The sequence below is a fragment of the Variovorax paradoxus genome, from assembly GCF_902712855.1.
In the GTDB taxonomy this organism is placed as follows: domain Bacteria; phylum Pseudomonadota; class Gammaproteobacteria; order Burkholderiales; family Burkholderiaceae_C; genus Variovorax; species Variovorax paradoxus_Q.
In genome coordinates this window covers 423820-437500 of record NZ_LR743508.1, presented here as the reverse complement: position 1 = coordinate 437500, position 13681 = coordinate 423820, and the positions used below count along the sequence as shown (strand labels likewise).

At 69.4% G+C, this 13681-nt stretch carries 12 protein-coding genes; 3 read left to right on the top strand and 9 right to left on the bottom strand.

The features are described from left to right. Nucleotides 1-9: 9 nt before the first annotated feature. From AACL56_RS28470 to AACL56_RS28450, 5 genes are all read right to left on the bottom strand, one after another. Nucleotides 10-216 carry a hypothetical protein gene (locus tag AACL56_RS28470; RefSeq protein WP_339093359.1) on the bottom strand — a complete coding sequence of 69 codons (207 nt, stop codon included), beginning with the start codon at nt 214-216 and terminating at the stop codon, nt 10-12. 271 nt (nt 217-487) lie between these two features. Further along, nucleotides 488-979, bottom strand: coding sequence for a hemerythrin domain-containing protein (locus AACL56_RS28465; protein ID WP_339093358.1), 492 nt, complete (start codon nt 977-979; stop codon nt 488-490). A gap of 192 nt (nt 980-1171) precedes the next feature. Next, nucleotides 1172-2044, bottom strand: a complete 873-nt coding sequence (locus AACL56_RS28460; RefSeq protein WP_339093356.1) for a glucose 1-dehydrogenase — start codon at nt 2042-2044, stop codon at nt 1172-1174. 152 nt (nt 2045-2196) lie between these two features. Continuing rightward, a complete protein-coding gene (locus AACL56_RS28455; protein ID WP_339093354.1) occupies nt 2197-2460 on the bottom strand; it encodes a hypothetical protein in 264 nt (87 codons plus the stop codon). 74 nt (nt 2461-2534) lie between these two features. Further along, a complete protein-coding gene (locus tag AACL56_RS28450) occupies nt 2535-3182 on the bottom strand; it encodes a flavodoxin family protein (RefSeq protein WP_339093353.1) in 648 nt (215 codons plus the stop codon). A 163-nt stretch (nt 3183-3345) separates the two neighbouring features. Between AACL56_RS28450 and AACL56_RS28445 the strand changes: the two genes are divergently transcribed. Continuing rightward, complete coding sequence (locus AACL56_RS28445) at nt 3346-3516, top strand: hypothetical protein (RefSeq protein WP_339093352.1); 171 nt, start codon at nt 3346-3348, stop codon at nt 3514-3516. Nucleotides 3517-3841: 325 nt separating this feature from the next. On the opposite strand, the gene AACL56_RS28440 is transcribed toward AACL56_RS28445, so the two are convergent. The 4 genes from AACL56_RS28440 to AACL56_RS28425 form a co-directional block, all read right to left on the bottom strand. Next, nucleotides 3842-4180 carry a PRC-barrel domain-containing protein gene (locus tag AACL56_RS28440; RefSeq protein WP_339093351.1) on the bottom strand — a complete coding sequence of 113 codons (339 nt, stop codon included), beginning with the start codon at nt 4178-4180 and terminating at the stop codon, nt 3842-3844. A gap of 212 nt (nt 4181-4392) precedes the next feature. Continuing rightward, a complete protein-coding gene (locus tag AACL56_RS28435; protein ID WP_339093350.1) occupies nt 4393-5736 on the bottom strand; it encodes an MFS family transporter in 1344 nt (447 codons plus the stop codon). Between the two features lie 170 nt (nt 5737-5906). Continuing rightward, nucleotides 5907-6521: a response regulator transcription factor gene (locus tag AACL56_RS28430; RefSeq protein ID WP_339093349.1), complete on the bottom strand. Its 615-nt coding sequence runs from the start codon at nt 6519-6521 to the stop codon at nt 5907-5909. After that, nucleotides 6518-8719: a sensor histidine kinase gene (locus AACL56_RS28425; protein WP_339093347.1), complete on the bottom strand. Its 2202-nt coding sequence runs from the start codon at nt 8717-8719 to the stop codon at nt 6518-6520. Before AACL56_RS28425 ends, AACL56_RS28430 begins: the two co-directional genes overlap by 4 nt. 634 nt (nt 8720-9353) lie before the next feature. Between AACL56_RS28425 and pgaA the strand changes: the two genes are divergently transcribed. Both pgaA and pgaB read left to right on the top strand, forming a co-directional pair. Next, nucleotides 9354-11615: a poly-beta-1,6 N-acetyl-D-glucosamine export porin PgaA gene (gene pgaA, locus AACL56_RS28420; RefSeq protein WP_339093346.1), complete on the top strand. Its 2262-nt coding sequence runs from the start codon at nt 9354-9356 to the stop codon at nt 11613-11615. Beyond that, nucleotides 11612-13681, top strand: a complete 2070-nt coding sequence (gene pgaB / locus AACL56_RS28415) for a poly-beta-1,6-N-acetyl-D-glucosamine N-deacetylase PgaB (RefSeq protein WP_339093345.1) — start codon at nt 11612-11614, stop codon at nt 13679-13681. The genes pgaA and pgaB overlap by 4 nt, the downstream gene beginning before the upstream one ends.

Below are 13681 nucleotides of genomic sequence, written 5' to 3'. Positions count from 1 at the left end.
TTCTGGCTTCTACTTGAGCGGCGCGTGGTCCGCCATGACGGCGAGGGTCTCGATCAGCCGGGCCTCGAAGCCCCGCGACGGATCGGTCATCGCTTCGCAGCCCAGCAGTGCCAGCGCAAGAACGACCGGCACCGCCGACCAACCCATGGCCCGGCGTTCGGTCGACGTCTCGCTCGTGTCGTCGCGTGGATCTTCCGCATTGCTGGTGATGTTCATGGCCGCAGCCCCTCAAACCGTTGCACGAAGGCTGAACCTTCGATACCCCGGCGTCTGTAGGACAGTTGCCGCAACGCCGCGGCATATGGCTTGTGGCCGGTGTGCATGATTGCTTTCGAACTACGTGGAGCCGCCGGTCGCGCATCCTGTTGCGCCACTCCACGGCATCTCCGGATTTCCTGAGGTGGCCGACCCTGCCGGCAAGGCGGTCATCGCGCGTGGCACCCGGACGTCCGCGGCGGTCGCGGAGGCCCCGGTGCCCGGTGCGCTCTCAAGCCATCACGCTCATGTCGGCCATGAGTTCTTCCTTGCGCTGCGCCAACTGCTCGCGCATGCCGACCAGGTCGAGACCGCGCGCGGCGCGTGCCTTGGGAAAGAGCTCGTTGCGTTCTTCCTTCACGTGGTGGTCGATGTACTCGCCGAGCACCTTCACCTTGGCATCGAACTTCTCGTCGATCTCCGTGGCGTCCTGGATCTGCGCGATCAGGTCCTTGGCGCTGGCGTGCTCCACTTCCGCCTCGTCGAGCAGGTCGGTGTCCTTCAGGGCTTCGCGTACGGCGGGATAGAAGATCTCCTCCTCGATCTGCGCATGTACCGTGAGCTCCGTGCAGATCTGCATGGCCAGGTCGCGTTTCTTGCCGGGTGCGCTCGCGGCCTTGGAGTGCGCGAGTTCTTCATAGGCGGTGAAGAGCTTCTTGACGTTCTTGTGGTCGGTGTCGAGCAGGCTGCAGGCGTCGGGGGTGGCGCGCTTCGTGGTGGTCATCGTGGGGTCCTTCGTGGATGGTTCGGTGGGTAGGGGGAATCCCAGAGTTGCCGCAAGACCGCGGATGCTGCGTAGGACGAAAGTGCATGCCGATGAAGGAACGCAAAAATTGCGCAGCCCGTCCGGTCGCCATGCCTTTCGTCGCGCTGCAAGCTCCGCACGGAGGCATCCGCGTGGGTTCGCCGGTGCCGCTCAGATGAACGGCACGCCGCCGGTCACCGGAATCGTCGCGCCGGAGATGTAGCTGGCCTGGTCGGATGCGAGCAGCACGTACACCGCCTGCAGCTCGGCGGGCTGCCCTGGCCGCTTCATCGGCGTCTGCGTGCCGAACTCCTTCACCTTCTCGGGCGGCATGGTCGAGGGAATGAGCGGTGTCCAGAACGGACCGGGCGCCACGCAGTTCACCCGGATGCCCTTCTCGGCGAGAAGCTGCGCCATGCCGCCGGACATGTTCTGGATCGCGCCCTTGGTCGCCGCATAGGCCACCAGCGTGGCATTGGGCTTGTCGGCATTCACCGAGGCGGTGCTGATGATCGCGCTGCCCGGCTTCATGCGCGCGACCGCGGCCTTGCACAGGAAGAAGTTGGCGTAGACGTTGGTGCGGAAGGTCCGGTCGAACTCCTCGGCGCTGATCTCGGCGAGGTCCTTGTGCGACATCTGGAACGCGGCGTTGTTCACCAGCACGTCGAGCTTGCCGAAGCGCTGCACTGCGGTGTCGACCAGCTTGCGGCAGTGGGCTTCCTCGCAGATGTCGCCGGGCACCGCGACGCAGGTGCGGCCTTCCTTCTCGATGAGCTGGCGCGTGTGCTGCGCATCGGACTCTTCTTCGGCCAGATACGAGATCAGCACGTCGGCGCCTTCGCGCGCGAAGGCCAGCGCCACCGCGCGGCCGATGCCGCTGTCGCCGCCGGTGATGAGCGCGGCCTTGCCGACCAGCTTGCCGGAGCCGATGTAGGAGGCCTCGCCGAAATCAGGCAGCGGGTTCATGCGCGACTCGAGCCCTGGCGGCGTCTGTTCGGGCGTGTCGAAGGGCGGACGCGGTGCGGCCTGGATCGGATCGTTCATTTGTTTCTCCTTGAATGGGCGGATGGGTGGTCGCATCGGTGAGCGGCCGGATGCGCGAGTCCGGGGGGCGATGCCGAAAGCCTCGGGGCGTCGCTCGCGCACCATCGCGTGGCACCGTGAGAGCACGCCCGCGGGGCGGTGGGCTGGCAGGCCTACGCGTCAGGACTGCCGGGTTCGGGGTTGGGTACCGGCGTCAGGTCTTCGGTGAGGCCGAAGGCGGCGGAGTCGTCCTGGCGCGCGGCCTCCGCGCTCTTGCGCCTGGCTTGCATCCTTTCCTGCGGCGCGGGGCGCGAAACGTCTTCGCCGGCCTCGTTCTTGTGGCCCGAGAAGGACTCGCCCGCGCCGAGGTTGTCGACGCCGCCTTCGGTGGTCGGGCGGCTGCCGTCTCCGGTGCCGGGGATCGGTGGGTTGCTCATGGCTTTCTCCTTGCGTGCGACCGGCATGCGGTCGGTGTGGACGGCGTGATGCCGGAATGCGTGCGCCGTGCGCTTCAGTCCTTGGGCGGGTAGGGCGCACCGCGCAGCAGCTGCGCGAGGTGCACCGCGTTGCGCACCATCATTTCGGTCGCGTCGTGCGTGGAACGGGGCACGGGCTTCAATTCGAGGTACTCCTGGCCGCTGCGCGCGGCGCCCACCCAGTAGGTCATCGCGTTGGCCGCGAGCGAGAAGCCCAGGTCGTTCAGCGCCTGGTACACCTCGCCGCCGACGTGGTGCGCGCCGTCCTCGTTGCCGACCACCGCCACCGCGCCGACCTTGCCGTACGACGGCATGCGGCCGTCGTCGCCGGTCTCGGCAATGAAGGCGTCTAGGCGTTCGAGCACGCGCTTGGCCACGCTGCTCGGCTGCCCGATCCAGATGGGCGAGCCGATCACCACGATGTCGGCGGCCATCACCCGGGCGCGCAGGGCTGGCCAGTCGTCGCCGGGGCCTTCATCGGAGCGGGTGCCGGGCAGGATGTTGTGCGCGGCTGCGTGCACTGTCTCGGTGTCCACGCCGTGCCGTGCGAACGCGGCCGCCACGTCGGCCAGCATGGCGCCGGTCGAAGAAGGGTGCCCCGCTGGCTTCAGCGTGCAGTTGAATGCGAGGGCACGCAGCCCCTGCGTGCGCGTGGCGATGAGGGAGGCGCCGGAAGTGATCATTGCGCTCCAGTGTTCGCATCGCGCGGCGGACCGGACGCGGACAGCACGACGGCCGCGCGTCGGTGCGTTCCCACACGCGCTGCGATGCTTGTCTCACCGCGGTCGACCCGGTGCCGCCTAGGCTTCGGGCTCTACTGCAATTCATGCAGTGATGGAAACACACATGACCCCACAGCGACGCGGCGTCCATTCGCCCGGCAGCCCCTCGAAGACGCCCGAGCCGAAGACCGGCATGAATCCCGACGGGCGCACGCCCGCCGACCTGCCGAGCGATCCGGCGACGCCCACGCGCACCCCATCTCCAGCGCCTGCACCGAAGAAGCCGGCGGCCTGATTCGTCGAAAGGAGAGGGAGATCAGGGCGAGGCCGACTTGCGCTTCATCACGATGAGCGAGCTGTGGCTTTGGAGCGGGCGACATCCTGCACGCCCTTGTCGCGAAGCTGCGCGTCGCGCGCCACCTCAGGCTGAAGCTCCAGCGAGCGCGCGACCGGCGTGAACCTGCAGTCCAGCAGGTCGAATGCGAAGTCTCACGCGAGGAGCGTGGACAGCAGCACCAGCACTACCGCCACCATGTGCCGGAGGGGAGATGCGCGGGCGAAAAGGCCGGCGAGTTCGCCACCCCGCCGTCCCCGCCCAAGGCGCTGCCATGGGCTGCGCGTCAGAAGCCGTAGTACTTGTTGATGCTGGTGGTGTAGCGGTCGTCGTAGTCGGGGACGCTGGCGTCGGCGTACTTGGGTGCGCCTTCGATGGTGGCCTTGTCGAGCGGGACCACGTAGCCGTCCTGCGCAGTGTCGTACTTCAGCATGTTCCAGGGAATGGGGTAGCGGTCGGTGCCCATGCCCAGGAAGCCGCCGAACTCGAGCACGGCGTAGCGCACCTGGCCCGAGAGCTTGTCGATCATCAGGTCGTCGATGGTGCCGAGCTTGTCGCCGGCGGCGTTGTAGACGCTGGTGCCTTCCACGCGGTCGGACGAAATGACAGTTGCAATGCTAGCCATGAGTCTCTCCTTGCCGGCACGCCTGGGAAAACGCCGGCCATTGCATCAAAGCCCAGGGCTGCAGGTTTCGCGCGCGAGGCGGCGGCCGATGATCGGCGATGCGCGACTTGCGCTGTAGGGATTCGTCCCGGCGCGCAAACAAAAAAACAGGCCGTGGCTTGTCGCCCCGGCCTGTTTCCCGATGGTGTCGCGCAGTGCGCCTGCGCGGTCGCTTACTTGTCGTGGTGCAGGTAGCTCGCCTGCTTCGGCAGCAGCAGGCTCACGAGGAACGCGAGGGCCATCATGCCGGTCACGTACCAGTAGAAGTACGACTCGTGGCCGACCGACTTCAGGCCCAGTGCCACGTACTCCGCGCTGCCGCCGAAGATCGCGTTGCCCACCGCATACGACAGGCCCACGCCGAGCGCGCGCACTTCGGGCGGGAACATCTCGGCCTTCACGATGCCGCTGATCGAGGTGTAGAAGCTCACCACCGCGAGCGCCAGCGTGATCAGCACGCCGGCCACCAGCGGGCTGCCCACGTTCTGCAGGTTGCTCAGCACCGGCACCGTCATCAGCGCGCCCAGCGCGCCGAACAGCAGCATGTTGTTGCGGCGGCCGATGCGGTCGGACAGCGCGCCGAACACCGGCTGCATGCACATGTAGATGAACAGGCAGGCCGTCATCACGTTGCTGGCCGTCTTGATCGACATGCCGGCCGAGTTCACCAGGTACTTCTGCATGTACGTGGTGAAGGTGTAGAAGATCAGCGAGCCGCCGGCCGTGTAGCCGAGCACCACGAGGAAGGCGCGCTTGTGGTGGGTGAACAGCTCGCGCATGGTGCCGGCGCCCTTGGCGGCGCGGGTCTTGTTGCTGGCCGTCTCGGTCAGCGTGCGGCGCAGCATCAGCGCGACCACGGCCGCCACGGCGCCCAGCACGAAAGGAATGCGCCAGCCCCAGCTCTTGAGTTCGGCGTCGTCGAGCAGCTGCTGCAGCACCACCACGACCACCACGGCCAGCAGCTGGCCGCCGATCAGCGTGACGTACTGGAACGACGAGAAGAAGCCGCGCTGTCCGCGCATGGCCACTTCGCTCATGTAGGTAGCGGTGGTGCCGTATTCGCCGCCGACCGACAGGCCCTGCAGCAGGCGTGCGGCCAGCAGCAGCGCGGGCGCGGCGGCGCCGATCTGCGCGTAGGTCGGCAGGCACGCGATGATCAGCGAACCCACGCACATCATCGTGACCGAGACCACCATCGAGGTCTTGCGGCCCTTGCGGTCGGCCAGCCGGCCGAACAGCCAGCCGCCCACCGGGCGCATCAGGAAGCCGGCGGCGAACACGCCGGCGGTGTTCAGCAGCTGCACGGTCGGGTCCGACTTGGGGAAGAAGGCCGGCGCGAAGTAGATCGCGCAGAACGCATACACGTAGAAGTCGAACCACTCCACCAGATTGCCCGAGGAGGCGGCAAAGATCGCGAAGATGCGCTTGCGCTTCTCCTCGAAGGTGTAGGGCGTGTGGTTGTCGGCGGTGTCCGGGGCGGCCGTGGCGGCGCCCGCGGTGCTGGCGAAGGTGGTCATTGAGGAGTCCTTGTCGTCTTGCCGTCGAGTCTGTCCGGCCGGCGCCGCGCTGTCGTCCGTAGCCGTCCGCCACGCGGCTACGTATCGGTACGCAAGGGTAAATACCTAGAAAGACCTACACCCCATCGCAAGAGAGGCGCCAACATGCGGCAAAAGCCGCCAAAAGCACGCTACAGCGCGTGCTCTCGCAAGAAGCGGTCCAGCTGATGGCTGTTCGCCAGCCCCAGCTTGGCGAACACGTGCGCCCGGTGGGTCTCCACGGTGCGCTGCTCCAGCGGCGCGAGTTCCTGGGCGATCTGCTTGTTGGGCTTTCCCTCGGCCACCAGCCGGGCCACCTGCATCTCGCGCGGGGTGAGCTTGTCCCACAGCGCCTGCGCGGCCTGGCGGGCCTGGCGGCGCACCGCGATCTCGCCGGCGCGCTCCAGCGCGCGCGCGATGGTGTCGAGCAGGCGCTCGTCGTTGCAGGGCTTCTCGAGCCAGCCGAAGGCGCCGTTCTGCACCGCCTCCACGGCCATCGGTATGTCGCCGTGGCCGGAGAGGAAGATGACGACCAGCGGGCTGTCCTGCGCGCGCAGCGCGTCGAACACCTGCAGGCCGCTCGCGCCTTCCATGCGCAGGTCGAGGATCGCGCAGCCTGCGCGCTGCAGGTCGGCGCCGGCCAGGAAGGCCTCGCCCGAGGCGAAGGTCTGCACCGCGTAGCCGCGCGACAGAAGCAGGAGGCCGAGCGAGCGGCGCACGGCCTCGTCGTCGTCCACGACGCACAGGTTGTTGGCGGGAGCGTTCATGGCGGGGAGATTTCGAGCTCGAGGGTGAAAACTGTGCCACCGCCGGCGCGGCTGGCAAACCCGAGCCGGCCCCGGTGCGCTTCGACGATGGTGCGGCAGATGTTCAGGCCCAGTCCGAGCCCGCCTGCCTTGGTGGTGAAGAAGGGCGCGAACACCTGTTCGGCCAGTGCGTCGTCGATGCCCGGCCCGCGGTCGGCCACGCGGATCTGCATGCGCCCGGCGAGCAGTTCGGCCTCGATCTCGACCACGCGCTGCTCCACCGGCGTGGCCTGCATGGCCTGCAGGCTGTTCGACACGAGGTTCAGCAGCACCTGCTCGAGCAGCACGCGGTCGCCGCGCACCGGCGGGAGCGCGGCGGGCACGCGCACTTCGGCGCGCGCCTGCCGCTGGCGCATCTCGCCCTGCAGCAGCGCCAGCGCGTTGGTCACCAGCGCCGACACCGCGCAGTCCTCGGTGCCCACGGTGCGCTGCCGCACGAAGCCGCGGATGCGCCGCACGATCTCGGCGCTGCGCTGGGCCTGCGCCATGGTTTCGTCGAGGCTGTCGACCAGCAACTGCCGGTTGCCCTGCTCTGCGAAGGCCTTGGCCGCGCTGGCGTAGTTGCTGAGCGCCATCAGCGGCTGGTTGAGTTCGTGGGCCAGCGTGGACGCCATCTCGCCGAGGCTGGCCAGGCGCTGCGCGTGCTGCAGCTGCTCGTCGTTCTGGCGCTGGCGCAGCTCGGCGCGCTTCTGCTCGGTGATGTCGACCACCGAGCTCATCCAGCCGCTGTGCGCGCCGTCGGCATCGATCAGCGGCGCGGTGTAGACCATGGTGATCACCTCGCGGCCGTCGCGGTGCCGCAGGCGCGACTCGAAGCCCGAGCGCGCCGGCTGCCCGCTCATCATGGCGTCGTAGTGGTGCCAGTGGCGCGGCACGTCGTCGGGGTGCCAGTAAGGGTAGGGCGGCAGCTTGCCGAGCAGTTCGCCGGCGCCGTAGCCGGTCATGTCGCAGAAGGCCGGGTTGACGTAGGTGATGCGCCCCTGTCGGTCGCGTGCGCGCATGCCCACCAGCAGCGAATCTTCCATGGCCTTGCGGAAGGCGTGGGCCTCGTCGAGCGCGTGGGTGCGTTCGCGCACGCGCAGCTCGAGGTCGCGCCGAGCGTCTCGCTGCTCCGCGAAGCGCCGCTCGCGCAGCTGCCAGTAGAGGCCGCCGAGTAGCAGCACGCCGGCCAGCAGCAGGCCGAGCATCCAGGTGCGCTCGCGCGCGCGGGTCACTTCCGCATGGTCGGCCATCACGGTGAGCGTCCAGCCCAGGTCGGGCAGGGGCTCGTCGACCGCGAGGAAGCGGCGCTGCTGGCCGCCGAGGCTGGTGCGCAGCAGGTAGCCGGGCAGGCCCTGCGCCTGCTCGCGTTCCACCTTCCACGGCAGGGTCCTGAAGTCGGCACGCGCGCCGTACTGCTGGTCGTGCCGCACGCGCTCCAGTTCGGCAGGCGCGAGCGGGCGCCGTGTGGCATAGAGCCACTCCGGCACGGAACTCAGGAACACCACGCCGCGTGCGTCGGCCAGCAGGATCGGATCGCGCGAGAAGGTCCAGGCCTCCTGCAGCTGGCGCAGGCTGACCTTGACCGTCACCACGCCCAGCACCGCGCCACGTACCGCGCCTTCATCGTCGCGGATCGGCGCCGAGATGAACAGCCCCGGCTCGCCCGTGGTCTGGCCCACGCCGTAGAACATGCCGCCGCGGCCCGCGCGCGCATCGATGAAATAGGGCCGGTTGGCATACGACTCGCCCACGAAGCTCTGCAGCGTGGCCCAGTTGCTGGCCGCCAGCGTCAGGCCCTGCAGGTCGCTCACGTACAGCGCGTCGGAACCCGCCTGGCGGTTGACCTCCTCGATGTAGAGGTTGGCGCGCTGCTTCACGGCGGCGTCGCCGGGATGCGCCAGCGCAGCGCGCACCGCGGGGTGCACGCCCGCGGTGAACGGCAGGTAGCTGTACTTGCCGGCCGAATCGCGCAGGCCGAGCACGTGCACTTCCATGGCGCGGCGGATGGAGTCGGCCTGGAAGTTGGCCTCGCGTGTCGCGGCCCACTGCGCCGCCAGGCCGATCAGCAGCAGCGCGAACGCCATAGCGGCGGCCCAGGCGGCGGCCGTGCGGAAACGCCGGCGCGGCGGAGGCTGGGGCCCGGAAGTTGCAGGCGGATCGGTTGAAAGAGGCGGCATGAAGCGGCTGGATTTTGCCCGGCGCGGATTCGCCGTGCGCAACGGACGCCTTGCCCGGCGGGTCGAACCCGACGGGGGCGGCTGCCGCACTTTGCGGGCTTGGAATGGGTTGCGGCAGGGGTGGGGTCGCGCAAGCCGCCATGACACCGAAAGTTTTCAACTGCCGCTGCGCGAACGCAACATCCGGTTGCGCAGATTTCATTCGTCAAGCAAATGTGTTTGCGCGTTTCGCGAAGCGCTGCATGTCGCCGTACGCCCCTGAAGGGCGTACGGCGCGGCTTGCGTTTTGGATTCAACGCGAGGCAGATAACTCACGACTGCTTACGTCCAGCAGCATTTTCTTGATGCTCTCCTACATGCAGCGGGTGGGGTCGGGCGATATGGTCTGTAGACATAAGCAGTCGAACCCATAAAACCAATCTGTCCGACCTTGAGAAAAAAAACGCTGTCACACCCACCCCACCTTACCCAGCCCACCGCCCCGCACGCACTCACCTTCACCGCTTCGGCCACGACCCTCGTGGCGGCCGTCGTGTGGCTGGCTGCGCCTTCCGCGGCCCGGGCCGCGTCGGGTCCGCCGATTTCCGCAACGCCCGTCGCCGTTGCCGGGACGCCATCCCCTCAGCCGTCCCCCATGGCCGTGCAGGCGCGCTACAGCACTGAAGCGCATGACGCGCTGGTCGTGCAGGTACGTGCCGGAAGCGTGACGCCGGCCGACGCCGTGGCGTACATGGACGGCTGGTTCGGACAGGCCGCAACAGGCGCGCAGCGCGAGCGCATCGCGTCCGATGCGGTGGTCTGGGCGCTTCAGGCCGACCGGCCGCAGGAGGCCGTGCGCTGGGCACGCGCCGTGCCGCCCGGCCGGCTCGCCGACTACGCCTTCGAGTCCGCCTTCGTCGCTGCGCGGCGCGCCGACGACCGCATCCTGCAGTTGCGCCTGACCGCGCTCAGGCCCACGCAGCGCATCGTGCGCCGCGAGAACGCCTTCGCGCTCGAGAACATGGGCGCACTCACCGAATCGCTGGCGCAGGCCGAAGCGGTACAGCGCGACGCGCCCGGCACCTTCAGCGACTTCGAGCTCGCGAGCCTGCGCCAGCAGGCCATGGGCCAGCGGCTGCGCTGGGCCATCGGCGAACGCGACCAGCGGGCGGGCGAGGGCCCGGCCCGCTTCGAGCGCATCGACGAACTGCTTGCGCTGTATGCGCCCGCGCTGAGCGAAGCCGCAGGCCAGGCCGGGCGCGTGGATCGCGCCGAAGGCTCGGGTGAGTCCGACGATCCGCGGCAGCGCTGGAATGCGCTCTACCTGCGCCTGTACGCCGACCACCTGCTGGCCCTTTCCGCACGTGGCCGCTTCGCCGAGGTCACTGCGGGTTACGAGCAATGGCAAGCGCAGCATGTGGAAGAACCGCTGCCGTACTACGCGCTGTCCGACGTGGCGGGCGCCTATCAGCAGCAGCGCCGTTCCGACCTCGCGGCCCCGATCTACGAGGAGGCGCTGCGCGCCGGCGGCGAAGCGATCCCGGTGCCCAGCGACGCCCACACCGGCCTGGTGTATGCCTACCTCGACACCGCGCGCTTCGAGGACGCCGAGGCGCTGCTGCGCCTGCTCGAGGCGGCCACGCCGCCGCTGCTGCGCCTCACGCCCGAGCAAGGCCGCGCCAACCCCGAGTACGCCGAGGTGCGCAACCTGCGCGCCCTGTACCAGCTCTACACCGAGCGGCCGTGGCAGGCCGAAGCCAGCTTCCGCGGCCTGACATCGCTGGCGCCGCTCAACAGCGGCTTCCGCTCGGGCCTCGCGGAAACCATGAAGCTGCGCGACAAGCCCGACGAGGCGCTCGGGCGCTACCGCGAGACGCTCACCGACCACCCGTGGGACGTGGCTGCGCGCGCCGGCTATGCGGGCGCGCTGTTCGATGCGGGCGAGATCCGCGCCGGCCGCGAACTCACGGACACCCTGCAGGCCGAGGTGCCCGAATCCATCGCGGTGCGCAATGCCGTCACCCAGCGCGACACCTTGCGTGCGCCGCGGCTGGACATCGACGCCGATGCCGGCCAGGGACATGGCAACAGCGTGCTGGCCGACCGCGACTGGCGCGTCGACGCGAAGCTGTCGTCGCCGCTGTGGGACGACAGCTGGCGGCTGTTCTTCCGGCAGGTGTTCGCGCGCGGCGACACCTCGATCGGCAATGCCGAGCTGTCGCGCAGCGGCGTCGGCGTCGAATACCTCCAGGGCCGCTGGCAGGCCAGCGCCGAGCTGCACCAGGCCGACAAGGGGCGCTACCGCACAGGCGTCGCGCTCGGGCTCGACTACCGCGCCAGCGATGCCTGGCGCCTGTCGGCGCGCTTCGATTCCAACAGCCTGGAGACGCCGTGGAAGGCGCGGCTGACCGGCGTGGGCGCGCGATCGCTCGAGCTCGGCGGCACCTACGTCGTGAACGAGTCGCGCGCCTTCGAAGGGCGCCTGCAGCGCATGGACTTCAGCGACGGCAACAGCCGCGACGCGGTCGGCCTGAGCTGGCGCGAGCGCCTCGTGAGCGGCCCGCGCTTCCAGCTCGAAGGCACGCTGAGCGGCGAGACCGGGCGCTACGCCCGGCAGGACGCCGCCTACTTCGCGCCGCGCAGCGAAAGCGCGCTGCAGGTGGCGCTCACCGGCAAGTACCTGGGCTGGAAGCGCGACGACCGACGCTTCTCGCACGTGTTCGGCGTGGAGGCCGGCGGCTACCGGCAGCAGGGCTTCGGCAGCGGCACGCTCTGGTCGCTGCGCTACGGCCATGAATGGGTGTTCGGGCGTTCCGCGACGCTGAGCTACGGCCTCGGCATCGCGAGCCATCCCTACGACGGCGTGCGCGAACGCCGCCGCTTCGTCTACCTCAACCTGTCGGTGCCGTTCCAATGAAGAAAAACAAAAGAGATCTCCTCGCGTTCCTGCGCATGGCCGCTGCCTCGCTGCTCGGCCTCTGCGCGGTGCTCGCGCATGCGCAGGCGCTGCCCGCGCCCGATGCCGACGACGGCAAGACCTTCCGCGCGATCGCGATGCACGACGTCCGCCACAACGTGCGGGAGAGCTTCGTCGCCGAGCCCGAACCCACCGCGCTCGACGAGCGCACCGTGGCCGACTTCTTCTCGTGGCTGCGCAGCGCCGGCTACCACCCGGTGAGCCTGCAGCAGATCGTGGATGCCCGCGCCGGCGGCAAGCCGCTGCCTGCGCGCGCGGTGCTGCTGAGCTTCGACGACGGCTACGAGAGCTTCTATAGCAAGGTCTATCCGCTGCTGAAGCAGTTCAACTACCCCGCGGTCATGGCGCTGGTCACCGGCTGGCTCGAGGTGCCGCCGGGGCAGATCGTGGCCGGCTACGGCGCGCAGACGCCCCTGCGGCGCGAGGCTTTCATCACCTGGGAGCAGGCGCGCGAGATGGCCGCCTCGGGCCTGGTGGAGTACGCCAGCCACGGCGATGCGATCCACACCGGTGTGCCAGGCAACCCGCAGGGCAACCTGCAGCCGGCGGCTGTGACGCACCGCTACGACAGCAGCACAGGGCGCTACGAGGACGATGCCGCGTGGATCGCCCGCGTCGAGGCCGACCTGCGCCGCAGCCGGGGCCTGATCGAGCAGCGCACCGGTGCCCGCGTGCGCGCCATGGTGTGGCCGTACGGCGCCTACAACAAGGCCGCGCTGCGCGCGGCCGACCGCGCCGGCATGCCGATCACGCTCACGCTCGACGAAGGCCCCAACACGCCCGACGTGCCATTGCAGACCATCCGCCGCGGCCTGGCCACGTACGACATCGCAGTGCCCGAATACGCGCTGCTGCGCACCCCCGCGCGGCCCGATCCGCGCGTGCTGCAGCGCGCGATGCACATCGACCTCGACAACGTGTACGACCCCGATCCGCAGCAGCAGGAAGCCAATCTTTCGCGCCTGCTCGACCGCGTCCAGGCGGTCGGGCCGTCGGCGGTGTTCCTGCAGGCCTTTGCCGACCCCGACGGCGACGGCGCGGCCGACGCGCTGTACTTTCCCAACCGGCACCTGCCGATGCGCGCCGATCTGTTCAACCGCGTCGCGTGGCAACTGCGCACCCGCACCGGCGTGGAGGTCTACGCGTGGATGCCGGTGCTCGCGTTCCAGCTGCCCGCGAACAACCCGCTGGCCGGCGTGCGCGTGACGCACATGGAGCCGGCGTCGGCGGCCGCGCGCGACCAGGTGCGCTACCACCGCCTGTCGCCGGCGGATGCGCGCGTGCGCGCACTCATCGGAGACATCTACGAAGACCTCGCGAAGAACGCGCCCGTTGCCGGCCTGCTGTTCCACGACGACGCCACCTACAGCGACGACGAGGACGCCAGCCCTGCCGCGCTTGCGCAGCTCGCGGCACAGGGGCTGCCGGCCGACCTTCGCACGCTGCGCGGCGATCCGGCGCTGCGCGCGCGGTGGACCGAATTCAAGACGCGGCAGCTCACCGACTTCACGCTTGAGCTCGCGCAGCGTGCCCGCGAATGGCAACCGGGCATCCTGACCGCGCGCAACCTTTACGCGCGTCCGGTGCTCGAGCCCGCGTCGCAGGAGTGGTTCGCGCAGAGCCTCTCGCAGTCGCTGCAGGCCTACGACTACACCGCGGTGATGGCGATGCCGTTCATGGAGCAGGCCGCCGACCCGAAGGCCTGGCTCGAGGCGCTGTACCGGCAGGTGGCCGCGCAGCCGCACGGGATCGAGCGCACGGTGTTCGAGCTGCAGGCGCGCGACTGGCGCAGCGGAAAGATGATCGACAAGGACACGCTCGCCGGCCAGTGGACCCTGCTGCACCGGCTGGGCGCGCGCCATGTCGCGATCTACCCCGACGACTTCCTCGAAGGCCAGCCGCCGCTGGTGACGGTGCGCGACATCCTCTCGGTGCGCGTCAACCTGCGCGGCGGCAAGGTCGACAGCCTCGAAACCCCGCCGGCCCTGGCGCCTGCCAAGCCGTGA